The organism is Cupriavidus sp. C2SS-8b (assembly GCF_057073745.1).
Window position 1 is genome coordinate 2,477,278 of record NZ_CP172716.1, and the last position, 19,567, is coordinate 2,496,844.

Below are 19,567 nucleotides of genomic sequence, written 5' to 3' on the forward strand. Positions count from 1 at the left end.
CGCGACCCTCAGTAGGCGCCGGACAGCAGCGCGCCCGCGCCCGGCACGACCGGCTCCAGGTCCAGCGCGCGCAGCATCGCGTAGGTGGTGGCGATGGCCGCCGTGATTACCGGCTTGCCGGTCATCGCCTCGACCTTCGCTACAGCCGGCAGCGACGGCATCTGCACGCAGGCCGACAGCACGATGGCATCGACGTCGGCAATGTTCATCTGCGCGACGATGGCCGGCAGCTTGGCCGGATCGTGGCGGCCGACTTCGAGGTTGTCGGGAATTTCCAGCGCGCGGTAGTCGACGACTTCGTAGCCTTCGTTGCGGATGTAGTCCACCACCAGTTCGGTCAACGGCTTCATATACGGCGCGACCACGGCAATGCGCTTGGCACCGATCACCTTGAGTGCATCGACCAGCGCACCAGCGCTCGTGATCACCGGGGCATCCCCGCCGTTCTCAACGGTGTGGGCTTTCAGGCGCTGTTCCGACTTGCGGTGATAACCATGGCCCATCGCCATGATCGCCACCAGGCAGGCATAGCCGAGCACATCCACGCGGGCGTCGGAAAGCTCCACGGCGCAGCGGTCGGACTCGGCGTCCATCGCCGCCAGTTCTTCCTTGACCACCTTCTTCATGCGCATGCGGCTCGAATGGAAGGTGAACCGTTCGGGGCGGATCTGCTGCCGTGCGCTCAGCATGGCCGGGATCTCGGTTTCCATCGTGGTGTTGGAGCTCGGCACGATCTGGCCGATTCGGAAAACTTTCTGCACTGTCGACTCCGTCATCTGGTTGTCTTGGGAATGCCTTGTCTACCCGGCCGCTACAGGCAGTCTTGCCAGGCGTCCGCGGTTGCGATTGATTGTAGTGTACACACTCTATATGCGCAAACACATTCTGCGCGACCCGCACGGCACTCATTCAGTGCGCACTGAATCATTATTAGCCCTTGTATTGCACATAAATTCGCCATTTCCGGGCGACATGCCAGAATCATCACATCGACATCAGGGTTTTCCATAAGTTGATGCAAATCTATCTTTACCTTCAATTTTCTAGTGTGTACACTCGTTTTCAACAACTGGCCGCTGAGCCGGCCCCCCACACTCATCGACCCATGTGTCACTGCCAGGAGAAATAACGTGCAAGGCAAACCGCGAATCGCAATCATCGGCGCAGGACTCGGAGGAACGGCCGCTGCCGCCCTGATGCAGCGTGCTGGCCTCCAGGTCAGGCTGTATGAACAGGCGCCGGCGTTCTCGCGGCTGGGTGCCGGCATCCACGTGGGGCCGAACGTGATGAAGATCATGCGTCGTATCGGCATCGAGGACGCGCTCAATGACATGGGCTGCCATCCGGACTACTGGTACAGCCGCGACTGGGACACGGGCGAGGTTTGCGCGCAGATTCCGCTGGGCGACTACGCGCTGAAGCACTACGGCGCCAGCTACCTGACCGTGCACCGTGGCGACTTCCACAAGCTGCTCACCGATGCCGTGGCGCCCGGAACGCTGTTCTTCAACAAGAAGCTCGAAAGCGTGACCGACCAGGGCGACGTGGTGCAGCTGCGCTTCACCGACGGCACCGTCGACGAGGCCGACATCGTGATCGGCGCGGATGGCGTGAACTCGCGCATCCGTGAAACCCTGCTCGGCGCGGAGCCGCCCAAGTACACGGGCTACGTGGCGCACCGCGCGGTGTTCCCGATCTCGCGCGTCAAGGGCTTTACGCATGACCGCTGCACCAAGTGGTGGTCGGACGATCGCCACATGATGGTGTACTTCGACACCAGCAAGCTCGACGAGATCTACTACGTGACCGGCGTGCCCGAGCCCGAGTGGGACATGAGCAAGAGTTGGGTGCCGAGCAGCATCGAAGAGATGCGCGCCGCATTCGACGGCTGGCACCAGGGCGTGCAGTCGCTGATCGAAGGCACCGTGGAAGTGACCAAGTGGCCGCTGCTGGAACGCGATCCGCTGCCGGTATGGAGCCGCGGCCGCCTGGTGCTGCTCGGCGACGCCTGCCACCCGATGAAGCCGCACATGGCACAGGGCGCGGCGATGGCGATCGAGGATGCTGCCATGCTCACGCGCTGCTTCATCGAAGCCGGCACGGAGGACTACGCCGCCACCTTCGCGTTGTACGAAGCCAACCGCGCCGAACGCGCCAGCAAGGTCCAGCTGGTCTCGCACAACAACACGTGGCTGCGCACCAACGAGAACCCCGACTGGTGTTTCGGCTACGATGTGTACAACGTGCCGCTGGTCTCGGCCGGCCGCCCGCCGCTGTCGGCGGCTGCATGATGTCCGCCTGAGCCGACCCGCCCGTACTGCCGGCCTGGCCGCTGTACGGGCCCGACGCGCCACAGCCCCTCGCCATGAAGGGGCGCGGCGCAGCGCTGCGTGATGTTCAAACCGCCACCTGCCCCCGATGAACGCGCCCCGCCCCCTGACGCTTCATGTCAACCACGCCGACCATACGGTCTGCGTGGCGCCTGATACGCCGCTGCTCTATATCCTGCGCAACGACCTGGCCTGCAATGGCCCGAAGTACGGTTGCGGACTGGGCCAGTGCGGCGCCTGCACCGTGCTGGTGGACGGCACCGCCGCGCGCTCGTGCGTGCTGCCGGTGAAGGCGGTAATCGGCCATGACGTGACCACGCTGGAAGGACTGGGCACGCCCGCGCATCCCGACCCGGTGCAGCAGGCATTCATCGACGAGCAGGCCGCGCAGTGCGGCTATTGCCTGAACGGCATGATCATGACCGCGAAGGCGCTGCTGGCGGAGAACCCAGACCCGACCGAGGCGGAGATCCGCGAGGCGCTGCGCTTCAACCTGTGCCGCTGCGGCACGCATGTCGAGATCGTGCGCGCCGTGCAGCGCGCGGCGATCCTGCAGCGCGAAGGCGCGCACGGAGCACAGTCGTGAACGACACGCTGGTGCCCCGCGCGGATGCCGTCGCCAAGGCGGCAAGCCCTCTCCCGCCTCCCCAATGCCTGGCCGTACATGTCTTGCGTCCGCCCGGGCTTCAATGGGTTGGTGGTCAGCCTCTCGTTGCACGTCTGCTCGGCGCGGACCGGGACGCCGCAGCCACAATGCCGGGCGTGCGAGCCGTGGTCGTGCGCAACAACTTCGCCGGCGTGGCGGCCGACTCCGATGAACAGGCCGCGCATGCGACGGCTGCACTGCGTGCGCGCTGGACCGCACCGCCCGCACCAGAGACGGTGCCCGTGCAGCGGCGCGCGCTGGCACAGCGTGGCGACGCAGCCGGCGCACTCGAACAATCGCTTGCACGCCAGGCGCAGCATTACCAGTGGCCGCTGGCCGGCATGCAGGCGACGACAGCCACCTGCACGACCATCGCCGAGTGGCGCGATGGCGCGCTCCGCGTCTGGCTGCCCAGTGCGCGCCCTGGCGCATTGCGCGAAGAACTGGCTGCGCTGCTCGGCATTGCCGAGCCTCAGATTACGCTGGTGTGCTGGCAAAGCGCCGACGACAGCGCCGACCCCGGCCTGCTCGCACACCACGCCGCCGCCGACGCCGCGCTGATGGCGCACGCCGCAGGCGGCTGTGTGCGGCGCACGATTACCGCCGATGACGTGGGGCTGGCCAATGCAACGCTGGACTGGCAGATCGACAGCGCGCACGCCGGCGCCGTGATCGACGCGTATGCCGCCACGCTCAGCGGCACTGCCGCACCCACTGTACCGCTTGCCTTGTGGCTGATGCACACGGCGGCGCCGGTGTCCGATGTCGCCGCCAGCGCGCGAGCCGGCGCATTGCCGCCATACCGCATTTCCAACATCGATATCAGTGCGGCTGGCGCAGAGGCCGGCTCGACAGACACGCCACTGGCCCGCGCGCAGGTCTTTGCACAGGAATCGCACGTTGATGAGATCGCCGCCAGCTCCGGCAGCGATCCGGTAGCGCTGCGGCTCGATCACCTTGACGATGCGCGTGGCGCAGCGCTGGTGCGCGACGTAGCCGAGCGAGCAGGATGGACGCCGTCGACGCAGCGCTCAGGCATCGCGCGCAGCGGCAACGTGCGCCGTGGCCGCGGGTTCGCCTACGCGCATGTGGTGGAGGACGACGCTACGCAGAGCTGGTCGGCGTGGGTCGCGGAAGTGGAAGTCGACGGCACCACCGGCGAACTCGCCGTCACGCGCGTGACCGTCGGGCACGACAGCGAATCGACGCTGCCACAGCGCACAACGCAGGCATTCCCCGCACTCGAACAGGTGGTCGCTCAGGCCGCAAGGCAGCTGACCGCTCAATCGGCGGGCTTCGATGCATGGCCCGCCGGGCAGCCTGAGACTTCCGAGAGCAACCTGCCCGCCGTCGCTGGCACCACGGTGCCCGAAATCCGCATGGCCGGATCGCTCGCCACGCGCAATACGCTGGCCGCCGGCCCCGCCGCGACGCTGCCAGCCGCAGCCGCCGTCGCTAATGCAATCTTCGATGCGACCGGCGTACGGCTGCGCGAACCGCCGTTCAGCGCCGATCGGATCCGGCTGGCACTGGACTCGCAACAACCAGAGAAGCGGCGCAGCAAACGCGGCTGGCTTGCCGCGGCAGCTGCGGCGGCGGCCGGCCTGTGTTCCACCGTGCTGCCATGGCGGGCGCCCATCGCCCCCGTCGCGCCGACCGAGTCTGGCTTTTATTCGGCCGCGACACTGGAACGCGGACGGCTGGTAGCCGCTGCCGGCGACTGCGCGGTCTGCCATACCGCACCGGACGGCGTGAAGAATGCCGGCGGCCTGGCACTGGAAACGCCGTTCGGTACGGTCTACAGCACCAACATCACGCCCGATACTGAGACCGGTATCGGCAACTGGTCGTTCGCCGCCTTCGAGCGCGCCATGCGCGAAGGCATCCATCGCGATGGCCGCCGACTGTACCCGGCGTTTCCCTATACGGCGTTCGCGAAGATCAGTGATGCCGACATGCAGTCGCTGTACGCGTACCTGATGTCAGCCGAGCCGGTGAAGACCAGCGTGCCACGCACCGAACTGGCCTTCCCGTTCAATATGCGTCCCCTGCTGGCCGGCTGGAATCTGCTGTTCCACCGCAACGAGCAATTCAAGCCGGATGCCTCGCGCTCCGCGCAATGGAATCGTGGCGCTTACCTGGCCGAAGGGCTGGGCCACTGCAGCGCCTGCCATTCGCCGCGCAATGCACTGGGCGGAGAGAAAGGCGGTCGTCACTACCTCACCGGCGGCACTGCCGAAGGCTGGGATGCGCCCGCGCTGACCGCGCTGTCGCGCGCACCGGTCCCGTGGACTGAAGACGCCTTGTTCACCTATCTGCGCGGCGGCTACGCGGTGCACCACGGCGCCGCCGCCGGGCCAATGGCCCCTGTGGTGGAAGAGCTGGCGCTGCTGCCCGAATCCGACGTGCGCGCGATTGCGCATTACGTCGCGTCGTTCAGCGCGCCACCGCCCGCGCCTGCACAGATCACCGCGCAGGCCGTGCAATACGAGCAACGCAGCGCAGAAGCGGCCAGATCGCTGGGCGGCACTGCAGCGCGCCTGTACCAAAGCGCGTGCGCCGTGTGCCACCAGTCGGACCAGGGCATCCGCCAGTTCGGTGTGAAGCCGTCGCTGGCACTGAACACGAACCTGCACAGCGACCGGCCCGACAACGTGATCCAGGTCCTGCTGCAAGGCATGCCGGCACCGCCGAACAGCACGCTGGGCGCCATGCCGTCCTACGCGGACAGTCTCGACGACACGCAGATCACGGCCCTTGCGCAATACCTGCGTGCGCGCTTCGCCCCCGACAAGCCCGCGTGGCAAGACGTGCAAGCCACCGTTGCGCGGTTGCGCGCTGCGCCCGCGCACTGACAGACGAGACCCGCGCGGCGCGCGGGAAAACCCCGAGGAGAAAACCGCAGATCGGCCTTGCCGGCCCTTTTCATGTAGCTTACGCTGAACGATCATGTAGCACGCACTACATTAGCGCGAAACAGAGCATGCAGCGGTGCACAGCGGCACAAGGACCGCGCACCACGATGACGTGCCACGATAAATACAAGACCGAAATCCACCAAGGGTAGACAATAAGGAGTCCACGATGACGTATCCGCATCAGCCCCGCATGGCAAGAGTGCGCCCGGCATAGTTCTCGCTTCGCCAGATTGCAGTCCCCCAGCGTTACGTTGCAATCGGCGGCGCGACAGCATCACGCGTCTGTCTGGACCCGCGCGGGTCCGCCCCCCCTGCTTCGTCAGACGTGTGCTTCCGGGTTCAGGAACCAGCCCTCTAATAGACTGTTAGACAGGTAGACAACATGTCGTCATCCATTTCATCCATGCCTTCCACGCCCCTCGCCGAAGCGTCGATCAGCGCTGCCCCGCCGTCGAACGCGAGGACTGCAAGCTCCCAGACCATCACCATCGAGGAAGGCATTCGCGCCGCCGGCGTCGGCCGCTTCCAGTACCGGCTGTTCGTCATCTTCGGGCTGGTCTGGCTCGCCGACGCGATGCAGGTACTGTCGATCGGCTTCACCGCGCCCTCGATTGCCAAGACCTTCGGCATTCCCGTTCCGACTGCGCTGCAGAGCGGGACGCTGTTCTTTGTCGGGATGCTGATCGGCGCGTTCATGTTCGGCCGCCTGGCCGACCGCATCGGCCGCCGGCCCGTGCTGATGATGGCGGTGGTCATCGACGCCATCTGTGGCGTCGCGTCCTCGTTCGCACCGGATTTCCAGTGGCTGCTGGTGCTGCGTTTCCTGACCGGCATCGGCGTCGGCGGCACGCTGCCGGTCGACTACACCATGATGGCCGAGTTCCTGCCCTCCGACCGCCGCGGCCGCTGGCTGGTGCTGCTGGAATCGTTCTGGGCCGTGGGCACGATCCTGCTCGCCATCCTGGCGCTGATTGCCGTTTCGCACGGCGATGCAGCGTGGCGCCTGATCTTCCTGGTCACCGGCATCCCGGCGTTGGTCGGCCTGGTCTGCCGCTTGTACGTGCCCGAGTCTCCGCTCTACCTGAACAAGTCGGGACGCTCGGCCGAAGCCCGCGCCGTGCTGCAGCGTGTTGCCGCCGCCAATCGCGTTTCGGTTGAAATCGGCACGCTGGAACCGCAGAAGATGGAGCGCAAGTCGGTGCTGGCGCTGTTCGAGACCGGCTTCCGCCGCCGCAGCATCAGCCTGCTGGTGGCGTGGGCGCTGATCTCGATCGCCTACTACGGTGTCTTCGTCTACCTGCCGGTGAAGCTGGCGGGCCAAGGCTTCGGCTTCATGCGCGGCCAGGTCTTCCTGATCTTGCTGGCGCTGGTGCAACTGCCGGGCTTCGCACTCGCGGCGCATGGCGTCGAGCGCTGGGGCCGCAAGCCGACGCTGATCGGCTTCCTGCTGCTCAGCGCCGCGGGCTGCATGCTGTACAGCCTGGGCCAGTCGCCGACGCTGGTGGTCGGCTCCACCCTGCTGATGAGCTTCTCGCTGCTCGGCACCTGGGGCGCGCTCTACGCCTTCACGCCGGAGGTGTATCCGACCGACCTGCGCGCCAGCGGGATGGGCACGGCGGGCGCCATGGCGCGCTTCGGCGGCCTGTTCGCGCCGGCCATCGTTGCCCCGGTCATGGCCACGCATTTCACGCTGGCCCTGGTGCTGCTCTCGTCGTTCCTGGCCGTGGCGGCGCTCGCGATCTATATGGTCGATATCGAATCGAAGAACCGCGCGCTTGACTGACAGACGGGTTCGCAAGGCAAGCTCGGAAACGTAGCGACAGGCATGGGCCGCCGCAGCCGCGCGGCGGCCCGCTTCCATTACAATCGCGCTACCACGGCGCGGCGTCCCGGTTCACAAGACCGGGGCCGCCCGCTTCACCCTCTCCCGCCGAGCCTTCGCCGCCGCCATGAAACAAGACCCGCGTTTCCCCAGCCTGTACATCCTCGACCACCCGCTGATCCAGCATAAGCTCTCGCATATGCGCGACCGGGACACGTCCACGCGCACGTTCCGCGAGCTGCTGCGCGAGATCACGTTGCTGATGGGCTACGAGATCACGCGCCACCTGCCGCTGACCACGCGGCATATCGAAACGCCGCTAGTGCCGCTGGAAGCCCCCGTCATCGCCGGCAAGAAGCTGACCATCGTGCCGGTGCTGCGCGCCGGCGTCGGCATGAGCGATGGCCTGGTGGAGTTGATCCCGTCGGCGCGGATCGGGCATATCGGTGTGTATCGCGACGATCAGCATCGCCCGGTGGAATACCTGGTGCGCCTGCCTGACGTGGAAGACCGCAGCTTCATCCTGTGCGATCCGATGGTTGCCACCGGCTATTCCGCCGCGCATGCCGTCGATGTCCTGAAGCGCCGCGGCGTGAAGGACGACGCCATCACTTTCGTCGCCCTGGTGGCGGCACCGGAAGGCGTGGAGGTGTTCCAGAAGGCGCATCCGAACGTGAAGCTGTTCGTCGCCTCGCTCGACAGCCACCTCGACGAACACGCGTACATCGTTCCGGGCCTCGGTGACGCGGGCGATCGTTTGTTCGGCACCAAGAACTGACCTTGCAGCGGGCGGCTGCCCGCTCGCTATCTTTCCCGCTGTCGCGAGCTTGATCCTACTCAATGGCTCGCGCGGTGCGGCTCCCTACACTCGACGTCGCACCGCAAATGCGTGCAACCCGTCGAACTCTCACAGGGAGAACCGCATGGAAGCCTTCAAGATCCTCTTTACGACCAGCACCGGGCTGATGAGCCTCGGCGTCATCGTCTTTATCATCGGCATGGCGTGGTTCTTCGCGCGCCTGTTCAGCCGCAAGATGCGCGAAGACGCGGCCGCCGCCAAGGCCGCCGCGGGAAACCGGTCGGCATCGCAGACCGGCACGCATTGAGCAGCGCTTACTTTTTCTTGCCACCGCCCAGCAGGCTGCCCAGCACGCCGCGGATCAGTTCGCGGCCGACCTGGGAGCCCACGGTACGCGCGGCCGACTTGGCCATCGATTCCAGGATGGAATCGCCCCGGCCGGTCTTGCCGGTACCCTTGGTCAGCGAGCCGAAGATCTCGCCGGCGGTACCCAGCCAGCCGCCTTCTTCGGCCGGCGCACCGGCCGTTGGCTTCTGCGCCGTGGCGCCGCCGCCACCGCCACTATTACCCACCGGCGCCACGCTGCCGCGCAGCTTCTCGTAGGCCGACTCCCGGTCGATCGTCTTTTCGTAAGTCCCCGCCACCAGCGACGTCGCGATCAGCTGCTTGCGTTCGTCATCGGTAACCGGGCCGATGCGGCTGCCTGGCGCCAGCACCCAGGCGCGCTCGGTCACGCCCGGCGTGCCATTGGCATCGAGCAGCGACACCAGCGCCTCGCCCACGCCCAGTTCGCCGATGACCTTCTCCACATCGAGCTTCGGGTTGGCGCGCATGGTGGTGGCCGCCACCTTGACCGCCTTCTGGTCGCGCGGCGTGAATGCGCGCAAGGCATGCTGCACGCGGTTGCCAAGTTGGCCCAGCACCGTATCCGGGATATCGGCCGGATTCTGCGTGACGAAGTACACGCCAACGCCCTTGGAGCGGATCAGTCGCACCACCTGCTCGATCTTGTCGAGGAGCGCCTTGGGCGCATCGTTGAACAGCAGGTGCGCCTCGTCGAAGAAGAAGACGAGCTTGGGCTTGTCGAGGTCGCCGGCCTCGGGCAGCTTCTCGAACAGCTCGGACAGCATCCACAGCAGGAACGTCGCATAGAGCTTGGGCGAGTTCATCAGCTTGTCGGCCGCCAGGATGTTGACCACGCCCTGGCCCTTGTCGGTCTGGAGGAAGTCTTCCAGGTTGAGCATCGGCTCGCCGAAGAACACATCCGCGCCCTGCGACTCCAGCGCTACCAGGCCACGCTGGATCGCGCCGATCGAGGCAGCCGAGATATTGCCGTACTCCGTCGTGAACTGCGCCGCATTGTCGCCCACGTGCTGCAGCATGGCACGCAGGTCCTTGGCGTCGAGCAGCAGCAGGCCATTGGCATCGGCAATGCGGAACACCAGGTTGAGCACGCCCTGCTGGGTATCGTTCAGCTCCAGCATGCGCGACAACAGCAGCGGCCCCATGTGCGAGACGGTGGCCCGCACCGGATGCCCCTTTTGGCCGAATACGTCCCACAGCGTGGTCGGGCAACCGCCCCAGGCCGGCTCCGGCAGGTTCAGTTCCTCCAGCCGCGCCTTGAGTTTGTCCGAGGGCTGGCCCGGCATGGAAATGCCGGTCAGGTCACCTTTGACGTCGGCCATGAAGACTGGCACGCCCAGCCGGGAAAACCCCTGCGCCAGCGTCTGCAGGGTTACGGTCTTGCCGGTACCGGTGGCGCCGGTGATCAGTCCGTGCCGGTTGCCCATCTGCGGCAGCAGGGCCAGTTCGTGCTCGGCGTTCTTGGCGATCAGGATAGGTTCGGCCATGGTGTCTTGGATCGGGAAGCGTGGCGGACAGCCACGGGCGCGGCACGGACAGGGCCGCGTGATAAAATCACGGGCTGATTATAGCCAGCAGCCGGGTCAATCCGTCACCCGGCGCGGCCGCTTCTACCGCGCTATACCACGCTGTACGGCGCCCGCAAGCTGCAGCCTTCCCGCACAACCTCACGTTTTCCGCTTCGGAGAGAATCATGGCCGGTCACTCGAAATGGGCCAATATCAAACATAAGAAGGCCGCCGCAGACGCCAAGCGCGGCAAGATCTGGACCCGCCTGATCAAGGAAATCACCGTTGCCGCCAAGCTCGGCGGCGGCGATGTCGACTCCAACCCGCGCCTGCGCCTGTCCATGGACAAGGCGATGGACGCCAACATGCCCAAGGACAACATCCAGCGCGCGATCCAGCGCGGCGTGGGTGGCCTGGAAGGCGCGAACTACGAGGAAATCCGCTACGAGGGCTACGGCCTGAGCGGCGCCGCGATCATTGTCGACTGCCTGACCGACAACCGCGTGCGCACCGTGGCCGAAGTCCGCCACGCGTTTTCCAAGCACGGTGGAAACATGGGGACCGAAGGCTCGGTGGCCTTCATGTTCACCCATTGCGGCCAGTTCCTGTTTGCCCCGGGCACGCCGGAAGACAAGCTGATGGATGCCGCGCTCGAAGCCGGCGCCGACGACGTGGTCACCAATGACGACGGCTCGATCGAAGTCACCTGCCCGCCGAACGACTTTTCCGCGGTCAAAGCGGCCCTGGAAGCCGCCGGCTTCAAGGCCGAAGTGGCCGACGTGGTGATGAAGCCGCAGAATGAAGTCGAGTTCACGGGCGACGACGCGGCGAAGATGCAGAAGCTGCTGGACGCCCTGGAAAACCTCGATGACGTGCAGGAAGTCTTCACCAACGCGGTCATCGAAGAGTAAGTAGACTTAGTTAGCCCTCGGGCGGCAGCACGATCGAGCTGCCGCCTTTTTGCATGCGTATCTTTTCTGGCAGTGGATCATGAAAGTATTGGTTGTCGGCTCGGGTGGACGTGAACACGCGCTGGCCTGGAAATTAGCCCAGTCCCCCAAGATTCAGGTGGTGTACGTGGCACCAGGCAATGGCGGGACCGCGCTCGACAAGCGCCTGCAGAATGTTCCGCTGACGGATCCGCAAGTGCTGGCCGCCTTTGCCGAGCGCGAAGGCGTGGCCTTCACCGTGGTCGGCCCCGAAGCGCCGCTGGCCGCCGGCATCGTGGACGTGTTCCGCGGCAAGGGCCTGCGCATCTTCGGCCCGACCCAGGCTGCGGCACAGCTCGAGTCGTCGAAGGACTTCGCCAAGGCCTTCATGCACCGCCACGGCATTCCGACCGCGGCCTACCAGACCTTCGCCGACGCCGCCCAGGCGCACGCCTACATCGACGCGCAAGGCGCGCCGATCGTGATCAAGGCCGATGGCCTGGCGGCTGGCAAGGGCGTGGTCGTCGCCATGAACCTGGAAGAAGCGCACGCCGCCGTCGACATGATGCTGGCCGACAACAAGCTTGGCGATGCCGGTGCGCGCGTGGTGGTCGAGGAGTTCCTGGAAGGCGAGGAAGCCAGCTTTATCGTGCTGGTCGACGGCAAGAACGTGCTCGCGCTGGCGACCAGCCAGGACCACAAGCGCCTGCTGGACGCCGATGCCGGCCCCAACACCGGCGGCATGGGCGCCTACTCGCCCGCGCCGGTGGTCACGCCCGCGCTGCATGCGCGCGCGCTGCGCGAGATCATCGTGCCGACCGTGCGCGGCATGGAAAAGGACGGCATTCCGTACACGGGCTTCCTGTACGCCGGCCTGATGATCGACAAGGACGGCAACCTGAAGACGCTGGAATTCAACTGCCGCATGGGCGACCCGGAAACCCAGCCGATCATGGCGCGCCTGAAGACTGACCTGGTCGACGTGATGGACGCCGCCGTGTCGGGCAAGCTCGACGAAGTCGAACTGGACTGGGACCGCCGCACCGCGCTGGGCGTGGTGATGGCAGCCTATGGCTACCCCGACTCGCCGCGCAAGGGCGATGCCATCACCGGCATCCCGGCCGAAACCGACGACAGCGTGACCTTCCACGCCGGCACCACGCTCAAGGACGGCACGCTGCTGACCACGGGCGGCCGCGTGCTGTGCGTGGTGGGCCTGGCCGATACGGTCAAGGCCGCGCAACGCGCCGCCTACGCAGCCGTGGAGCAGATTCAGTTCGATGGCATGCAATACCGTACCGACATCGGCTACCGCGCCATCAAGCGCTGAGCGCCGATGTGGCGCCGCCACGAGGCCGTACCGGCCGCTGGCGGCCCGTCACAGGTGGACGGCTGGCGCCGGCAAGTGCCTCGCCAGCCGTTACAATCGTGACACACCCATGACGGCCGTGCCGGCCAGACGCCGGCACGGCCGCCCTTGCATCCGGGGCCCGCGCCCCTACAAGCCATGATCGATTCCCAGGCAGTCCGTGCCTACCTGCTCGGTCTGCAAGACCGCATCACCGACGCCGTCGCCGCTATTGACGGACAGCCCTTCCTGACCGACGCCTGGGAAAAGCCGCCCACCGAGCGCCTGCGCGGCAGTGGCCGCACCCGCATCCTGGAAGGCGGCGCCGTGATGGAGCGTGCCGGCGTGGGCTTTTCGCACGTGACCGGCGATACCCTGCCTCCATCGGCCAGCGCCAACCGGCCCGAGCTGGCCGGGCGCGGTTTCGAAGCGATGGGCGTATCGCTGGTGTTCCATCCGCGCAATCCGTACGTGCCCACCGTGCACATGAACGTGCGGTGCTTCATCGCCACCAAGGCTGGTGCCGATCCGGTGTGGTGGTTCGGCGGCGGCATGGACCTGACGCCGTACTACGGCAATACCGACGACTGCGCCCATTTCCACCGCACCTGCAAGGCATCGCTGGCACCGTTCGGCGATGAGTTGTATCCGCGCTTCAAGCAGTGGTGCGACGAGTATTTCTTCCTGAAGCACCGCGGCGAGGCGCGCGGCATTGGGGGAATCTTCTTCGACGACTTCTCGACGCTGGGCTTCGAACGCAGCTTCGAAATGATGCGCGGCGTCGGCGATGCCTTCCTGACTGCCTACCAGCCGATCCTGGAGCGCCGCAAGGACACGCCGTACGGCGAGCGCGAGCGCGACTTCCAGGCCTACCGCCGTGGCCGCTATGTCGAGTTCAACCTGGTGTTCGATCGCGGCACACTGTTCGGACTGCAGTCCGGCGGCCGCGCCGAATCGATCCTGATGTCGATGCCGCCGCAGGTGACATGGCGCTACGACTGGCAGCCGGAACCGGGCAGCGCCGAAAGCGCGCTGTACACCGACTTCCTGCCGGCGCGCGACTGGGCCTGACGGCAACCTTATGGCACATCCCAACCAAGACGCCGTGCCGGCCGCAGCAGCCGGCAAAGACGCCCGCCCTTATCGCCTGGGTATCCTGGGCGGCACTTTCGACCCCCCTCATCTCGGCCACCTGGCGCTCGCCAGCCTGTGCATCGACCATCTGGCGCTGGATGAACTGGTGTGGATCCCCACCGGCCAATCGTGGCAAAAGAGCGCTGACGTGACCCCCGCCGCGGACCGGTTCGCCATGACGGAACTTGCCGCCGCCGCGCTGACCGGCACTTCGGCAAAGATTCGCGTGAGCCGCATGGAAGTGGACCGCGAAGGCCCCAGCTACACCATCGACACCGTGCGCCACCTGCGCGAGGAGTATGGCCCGCAAGCCTCGCTCTGCTGGCTGATGGGCGCCGACCAGCTCCTGCGCCTGCACACCTGGCACGGCTGGCAGGAATTGTTCGCCCACGTGCACTTGTGCACCGCCACGCGCCCCGGCTTTGCGCTCTCGGAACTCGAAGGGCCGGTGCGCGAAGCGCTGGCCGCGCGCCACGCCGACACGCACCTGATACAATGCACGCCCTCCGGCCGGATGTGGATTGACCAGACCCTCGCTGTCGACTTGTCTTCCACCGGCCTGCGCCAGCGCCTGGCATCCGGCTTGCCAGCGGATGACCAACTGCCGGCTGGCGTGGCACACTACATCGCGAGCCAGGGCCTCTACCGCCCCGCATCAGGCCAGTCCTGAACTGGCCGCCCCCCAATGAATTCAGCTGAACAAGAACGCACCATGGATATTCGCAAACTGCAACGCGCCATCGTCGACGGCCTCGAGGATGTCAAAGCGCAGGACATCAAGGTGTATGACACCAGCCACCTGACCGAACTGTTCGACCGGGTGGTGATTGCCAGCGGGACATCCAACCGCCAGACCAAGGCGCTTGCAGCGTCGGTGCGCGAGACAGTGAAGGATGCCGGCGGCCACATCATTGCGGTGGAAGGGCTGGAAACCGGCGAATGGGTGCTGGTCGACTGCGGCGATGCGGTGGTGCACATCCTGCAGCCGCAACTGCGCATGTACTACAACCTCGAAGAAATCTGGGGCGACAAGCCGGTGCGCGTCAAGCTGGCCGCCGCCAAGGGCCTGGCCAAGGCCAGCGAGCCGATGGATGACGACGACGAAGATGCGCCGGCACCGCGCGCGCGCCGCGCCACCGGCCTGCGCCCGGCGCTGGCCCGCCTGCCCGAAGGCATGAAGGAACCGTCGCCGCCGATGGGCCACGAGGACACCGATCCGGACGCCATCGCCACCATCCGCAAGCCGCGCAAGACGACTTCGGGCACGAAGACCGCTGCCACCAAGACTCCGGCGACGCGCGCCGCCGCGCCGCGCAAGACGGCCGCCGGCACCCCGGCACGCAAGACCGCCACGCGTACGACCGCGGCGAAGACCACCGCGACCAAGACCGCCGCTGCCAAGACCGGCGCCGCCAAGCCGGCCGCCCGCAAGCGCACCACGCGCTCGGCCTGAGCCTGAACTTGCGCGCGCGGCTCCGGCCGCGCGGCAATGGATCCCATGCAACTGGTCATCGTGGCGGTCGGCCACAAGATGCCGGGCTGGATCGAAACCGGCTTCAACGAGTATGCCAAGCGCATGCCGCCGGAGTTGCGCATCGAACTGCGCGAGGTCAAGCCCGAAGCCCGCTCGTCTTCCAACAACGCCGCTACCGTGATGCAGCGCGAAGCCGCTCGCATTGACGCGGTGCTGTCGTCGCTGTCGCGGCAGTGCCGCATCGTGGCGCTGGATGAGCGGGGGCGCGACTTCACGACAGTGCAGCTCGCCGGTCAGCTCACCGACTGGCAACGCGAAGGCGGCGACGTTGCGTTCCTGATCGGCGGCGCCGACGGCCTCGATCCCGCGTTGAAAGCGCGGGCGCAGACGCTGCTGCGGCTGTCCAGCCTGACGCTGCCGCACGGCATGGTGCGCGTGCTGCTGGCCGAACAGCTGTACCGCGCCTGGTCGGTCACGCAGAACCACCCCTATCACCGGGCCTGAGCCGGCGCCGGCGCCGGCGCCGGCAGTACAATGCGGGCCTTGGGCGGCCGCTTCGGGCTTGCCTGTTCCCGAATCACTGCTCCCGCCCCGATGCACGATTACCTCTATCTCGCTTCCCAAAGCCCGCGCCGCCGCGAACTGCTGACGCAGCTCGGCGTGCGCTATGAACTGTTGCTCGCCGACGATGACGAAGACGCCGAGGCACTGGAAATCGTACAGCCCGGCGAGACGCCCGACGACTATGTCCAGCGCGTCTGCGCGCTCAAGGCCGAAGCCGCGCTGCGGCGCCGCGAACGGCGCGCGCTGCCCGACGCCCCCGTGCTCACCTCCGACACCACCGTGTGCCTTGGCGGCGACATCCTCGGCAAGCCGGCCGATGGCGCCGACGCCACGGCCATGCTGGCCGCGCTCTCCGGCGCGACGCACCGCGTGTTGACCGCCGTCACCGTGGTCTCGACGCTGGGCATGCACCATGCGCTGTCGATTTCCCGCGTGACCTTCCGCGCGATGACCGCGCCCGAAATCGAGGGCTATGTGGCCAGCGGCGAGCCGCTCGGCAAGGCCGGCGCCTACGGCATCCAGGGCCGCGCGGCGGAGTTCGTCGAGCGGATCGAAGGCAGCTATTCAGGTATCATGGGCCTACCCCTGTTTGAGACGGCAGCGCTACTCAGGCAGGCCCGCCTGCGGTTCTGAACGGCACCCTCCAAGGCCTGCAGACCCGGGCAGACAATACATCGCCGGTACACCGGCAACGCGTTTCATCCGCCATGACTGAAGACATCCTCGTCAACATCACGCCACAAGAGACGCGCGTTGCCATCGTGCAGCAGGCCGCCGTCCAGGAACTGCATGTCGAGCGCACCCTGACGCGCGGACTGGTCGGCAACATCTACCTGGGCAAGGTCGTGCGCGTGCTGCCGGGCATGCAGTCGGCCTTCATCGATATCGGCCTGGAACGCGCGGCATTCCTGCACGTCGCCGATATCTGGCATCCGCGCGATCCCGACAACAAGAACGGCACGCAGCTCGCCATCGAGAAGACCCTGTTCGAAGGACAGGCGCTGATGGTGCAGGTCATCAAGGACCCGATCGGCACCAAGGGCGCGCGCCTGTCCACGCAGGTCAGCATTGCGGGGCGCACGCTCGTGTACCTGCCGCAGGATCCGCATATCGGCATTTCGCAGCGCATCGAGGGCGAGGTCGATCGCGAGGCGCTGCGCAGCCGCGTGCAGGGCCTGGTACCGACCGACGAGCGCGGCGGCTTCATCGTGCGCACCATCGCCGAGGAAGCCAGCGATGAAGAGCTTGGCAACGACATCGCCTACCTGCGCAAGATCTGGGCAACGATCCGCCAGAACGCCACCACGCAGCCGGCGCCGAGCCTGCTTTACCAGGACCTGGACCTGGCCCAGCGCGTGCTGCGCGACTTCATCAACGACGCCACTGGCGTGATCCAGATCGATTCGCGCGAGAACTACCAGCGGCTGGTGGAATTCGCGCAGGAATACACGCCGGCGGTGCTGCCGCGCCTGTCGCACTACACCGGCGAGCGGCCGATCTTCGACCTGTTCAATATCGATGCGGAGATCGAGAAGGCGCTGTCGCGGCGCGTGGACCTGAAGTCCGGCGGCTACCTCATGATCGACCAGACCGAGGCGATGACGACGATCGACGTCAACACCGGCGGCTACGTCGGGGCGCGCAATTTCGACGACACGATCTTCAAGACCAATCTCGAAGCGGCACACACCATCGCGCGCCAGCTGCGGCTGCGCAACCTGGGCGGCATCATCATCATCGACTTCATCGACATGGAGAATGTCGAGCACCGCGAAGCGGTGCTGTCGGAACTCAAGCGCGCACTGTCGCGCGACCGCACGCGCATCACGGTCAACAACTTCTCCCAGCTCGGCCTGGTCGAGATGACGCGCAAGCGCACGCGCGAATCGCTCGCGCACGTGCTGTGCGAGCAGTGTCCGGTGTGCCAGGGCAAGGGCCAGGTCAAGACCCCGCGCACGGCGTGCTACGACATCCTGCGCGAAATCATGCGCGAATCGCGCCAGTTCAATCCGCGCGAATTCCGCATCCTGGCGTCGCAGGAAGTCATCGACCTGTTCCTGGAAGAGGAAAGCCAGCACCTGGCGATGCTGGGCGACTTCATCGGCAAGCCGATCTCGCTGCAGGTGGAATCGACGTTCCACCAGGAGCAGTACGACATCATTCTGATGTAAGCGGGACGCCGTCAGGGGCCGGGCAAACCCGGGCCCCTGACGACATCACCGCATCACGAACGGATTGGCCGTTTCCGCGCCGGTGTTGATCCACACGCTCTTGGTCTGCAGGTACTCGCGGATCGCATCCGCGCCGTTCTCGCGGCCCAGCCCGGAATCCTTGTAGCCGCCAAACGGCGACATATAGCTCACCGCGCGATAGGTATTGACCCAGACCGTGCCGGCTTCCAGCCGCTCCGCCATGCGGAACGAGCGGCGGATATCGCTGGTCCACACGCCTGCGCCCAAACCAAAGCGGATATCGTTGGCCAGCGCGATGGCTTCATCCTCGTCGCGGAAGCGGATCACCGACAATACCGGACCGAACACCTCCTCCTGCGCGATGCGCATGTCGTTGCGCACATCGGCGAAGATGGTCGGCTCGACGAACCAGCCACGACCGCATTCCGGGCGCTGCGCGGGATTGCCGCCAAGCACCAGCCTGGCCCCGTCGCGCCTGGCCACTCAATGTAGGACAGCACCTTCTCGTACTGCGGCCGCGTGGTGACCGGCCCGACCTGGGTGTCCGGATCCATCGGATCGCCCATCCGCGCGGAACGCGCCAGTTCAAGTAGCCGCTCGAGAAAGGCGTCGTGGATATCGTCCTGCAGCAGCAGGCGCGAGCCGGCAATGCAGGTCTGCCCCGTTGCCGCGAAGATGCCCGACACCGCGCCATTGACCGCGTCATCGAGGTTGGCATCGGCGAACACGATGTTGGGCGACTTGCCGCCGAGTTCCAGCCCGACGTGCTTCAGCTCGCGCGCGGCCTGCTGGGCGATCAGCTTGCCGGTGGAGTCGGCGCCCGTGAACGTCACCTTGCGCACCAGCGGGTGCGACACGAGCGCCGCACCGGCCTCATTGCCGAAGCCGGTCACGACGTTGACGACGCCCGGCGGGAAGCCAACCTCGTCGAGCAAGGCCACCAGCGCGACAGTCGAGGCCGAGGTGAACTCGGACGGCTTGATGACGACCGTACAACCGGCCGCCAGCGCGGGTGCCAGTTTCCATGCCAGCAGCATCAGCGGCGAGTTCCACGGCGTGATGATCGCCACGACCCCCAGCGGCTCCTGGCGCGTGTAGTTGAAGTAGCCCTTCTTGTCGAGCGGGATCACGTCGCCGTGGACCTTGTCCGCCAGTCCGCCGAAGTAGTGGAACCACTTGGGGATATAGCGCAGCTGACCGAGCATCTCGGAGATCAGCTTGCCGTTGTCGCGCACTTCGATGGCCGCAAGGCGCTCGGCCTCCGCGGCAATGCGGTCGCCGAGGCGGTGCAGCAGCAGGCCGCGTTCGCTCGCGGTCAGCGCGGGCCAGGCACCGCTACGCAGGTTGCGATGCGCGGCCCGCACGGCCTGCTCCACATCGTCGGCATTGCCGCGCGCGACTTCCGCCCAGGCCTCGCCGGTGAACGGGTTCTCGGTCGGGAAGTAGGCGCCGCCGGCCGGCGGGACCATCTGGCCGTCAATGTAGTGGGTATAGCGTTGCAGCATCATGCGGCCTCCCGGAAGCGCTGCATTGGTGGATT

16 protein-coding genes and 1 pseudogene are annotated in these 19,567 nt (G+C 66.4%); 14 read left to right on the forward strand and 3 right to left on the reverse strand.

Annotated elements, in window-relative coordinates; translation table 11 throughout:
- Nucleotides 1–8 precede the first annotated feature (8 nt).
- The gene (locus tag ACIGJB_RS11485) at nt 9–761 is read right to left on the reverse strand and encodes a maleate cis-trans isomerase family protein (protein WP_483710783.1); all 753 of its coding nucleotides are present in this window, start codon (nt 759–761) and stop codon (nt 9–11) included.
- Between the two features lie 369 nt (nt 762–1,130).
- On the opposite strand from ACIGJB_RS11485, the gene ACIGJB_RS11490 reads away from it, so the two are divergent.
- The 6 genes from ACIGJB_RS11490 to ACIGJB_RS11515 all read left to right on the forward strand — a co-directional run bounded on the left by ACIGJB_RS11490 (nt 1,131) and on the right by ACIGJB_RS11515 (nt 8,822).
- Nucleotides 1,131–2,291 (forward strand): FAD-dependent oxidoreductase, encoded by a 1,161-nt coding sequence (locus ACIGJB_RS11490; RefSeq protein WP_483729940.1) that lies wholly within the window; start codon nt 1,131–1,133, stop codon nt 2,289–2,291.
- Between the two features lie 127 nt (nt 2,292–2,418).
- Nucleotides 2,419–2,916, forward strand: coding sequence for a (2Fe-2S)-binding protein (locus ACIGJB_RS11495; RefSeq protein ID WP_483729941.1), 498 nt, complete (start codon nt 2,419–2,421; stop codon nt 2,914–2,916).
- A complete protein-coding gene (locus tag ACIGJB_RS11500; protein ID WP_483729942.1) occupies nt 2,913–5,831 on the forward strand; it encodes a c-type cytochrome in 2,919 nt (972 codons plus the stop codon). Before ACIGJB_RS11495 ends, ACIGJB_RS11500 begins: the two co-directional genes overlap by 4 nt.
- A gap of 445 nt (nt 5,832–6,276) precedes the next feature.
- Complete coding sequence (locus ACIGJB_RS11505) at nt 6,277–7,677, forward strand: MFS transporter (protein WP_483729943.1); 1,401 nt, start codon at nt 6,277–6,279, stop codon at nt 7,675–7,677.
- 166 nt (nt 7,678–7,843) lie between these two features.
- The gene (gene upp, locus ACIGJB_RS11510; protein WP_483710778.1) at nt 7,844–8,494 is read left to right on the forward strand and encodes a uracil phosphoribosyltransferase; all 651 of its coding nucleotides are present in this window, start codon (nt 7,844–7,846) and stop codon (nt 8,492–8,494) included.
- 145 nt (nt 8,495–8,639) lie between these two features.
- Nucleotides 8,640–8,822 carry a DUF3149 domain-containing protein gene (locus ACIGJB_RS11515; protein WP_483729944.1) on the forward strand — a complete coding sequence of 61 codons (183 nt, stop codon included), beginning with the start codon at nt 8,640–8,642 and terminating at the stop codon, nt 8,820–8,822.
- A 7-nt stretch (nt 8,823–8,829) separates the two neighbouring features.
- On the opposite strand, the gene ACIGJB_RS11520 is transcribed toward ACIGJB_RS11515, so the two are convergent.
- Nucleotides 8,830–10,365 (reverse strand): helicase HerA-like C-terminal domain-containing protein, encoded by a 1,536-nt coding sequence (locus ACIGJB_RS11520; RefSeq protein ID WP_483729945.1) that lies wholly within the window; start codon nt 10,363–10,365, stop codon nt 8,830–8,832.
- 206 nt (nt 10,366–10,571) lie between these two features.
- On the opposite strand from ACIGJB_RS11520, the gene ACIGJB_RS11525 reads away from it, so the two are divergent.
- The 8 genes from ACIGJB_RS11525 to rng all read left to right on the forward strand — a co-directional run bounded on the left by ACIGJB_RS11525 (nt 10,572) and on the right by rng (nt 18,006).
- Nucleotides 10,572–11,297 carry a YebC/PmpR family DNA-binding transcriptional regulator gene (locus tag ACIGJB_RS11525; RefSeq protein ID WP_483710775.1) on the forward strand — a complete coding sequence of 242 codons (726 nt, stop codon included), beginning with the start codon at nt 10,572–10,574 and terminating at the stop codon, nt 11,295–11,297.
- A 79-nt stretch (nt 11,298–11,376) separates the two neighbouring features.
- Entirely contained in the window at nt 11,377–12,645 is a 1,269-nt protein-coding gene (gene purD / locus ACIGJB_RS11530) for a phosphoribosylamine--glycine ligase (RefSeq protein WP_483729946.1), read from the forward strand.
- A 177-nt stretch (nt 12,646–12,822) separates the two neighbouring features.
- Nucleotides 12,823–13,734, forward strand: coding sequence for an oxygen-dependent coproporphyrinogen oxidase (gene hemF, locus ACIGJB_RS11535; protein ID WP_483729947.1), 912 nt, complete (start codon nt 12,823–12,825; stop codon nt 13,732–13,734).
- 10 nt (nt 13,735–13,744) lie between these two features.
- On the forward strand, nt 13,745–14,467 hold the full coding sequence (locus ACIGJB_RS11540) for a nicotinate-nucleotide adenylyltransferase (RefSeq protein WP_483729948.1): 723 nt from the start codon (nt 13,745–13,747) through the stop codon (nt 14,465–14,467).
- Nucleotides 14,468–14,509: 42 nt separating this feature from the next.
- Nucleotides 14,510–15,250, forward strand: a complete 741-nt coding sequence (gene rsfS / locus ACIGJB_RS11545) for a ribosome silencing factor (protein ID WP_483729949.1) — start codon at nt 14,510–14,512, stop codon at nt 15,248–15,250.
- A gap of 45 nt (nt 15,251–15,295) precedes the next feature.
- Nucleotides 15,296–15,775: a 23S rRNA (pseudouridine(1915)-N(3))-methyltransferase RlmH gene (rlmH, locus tag ACIGJB_RS11550; RefSeq protein WP_483729950.1), complete on the forward strand. Its 480-nt coding sequence runs from the start codon at nt 15,296–15,298 to the stop codon at nt 15,773–15,775.
- A gap of 90 nt (nt 15,776–15,865) precedes the next feature.
- A complete protein-coding gene (locus tag ACIGJB_RS11555) occupies nt 15,866–16,468 on the forward strand; it encodes a Maf family protein (protein ID WP_483729951.1) in 603 nt (200 codons plus the stop codon).
- A gap of 74 nt (nt 16,469–16,542) precedes the next feature.
- On the forward strand, nt 16,543–18,006 hold the full coding sequence (gene rng, locus ACIGJB_RS11560; protein ID WP_483729952.1) for a ribonuclease G: 1,464 nt from the start codon (nt 16,543–16,545) through the stop codon (nt 18,004–18,006).
- A 45-nt stretch (nt 18,007–18,051) separates the two neighbouring features.
- Here the strand turns inward: rng and ACIGJB_RS11565 are convergent.
- A pseudogene (locus ACIGJB_RS11565) lies at nt 18,052–19,532 on the reverse strand (aldehyde dehydrogenase).
- Between the last annotated feature and the right edge of the window lie 35 nt (nt 19,533–19,567).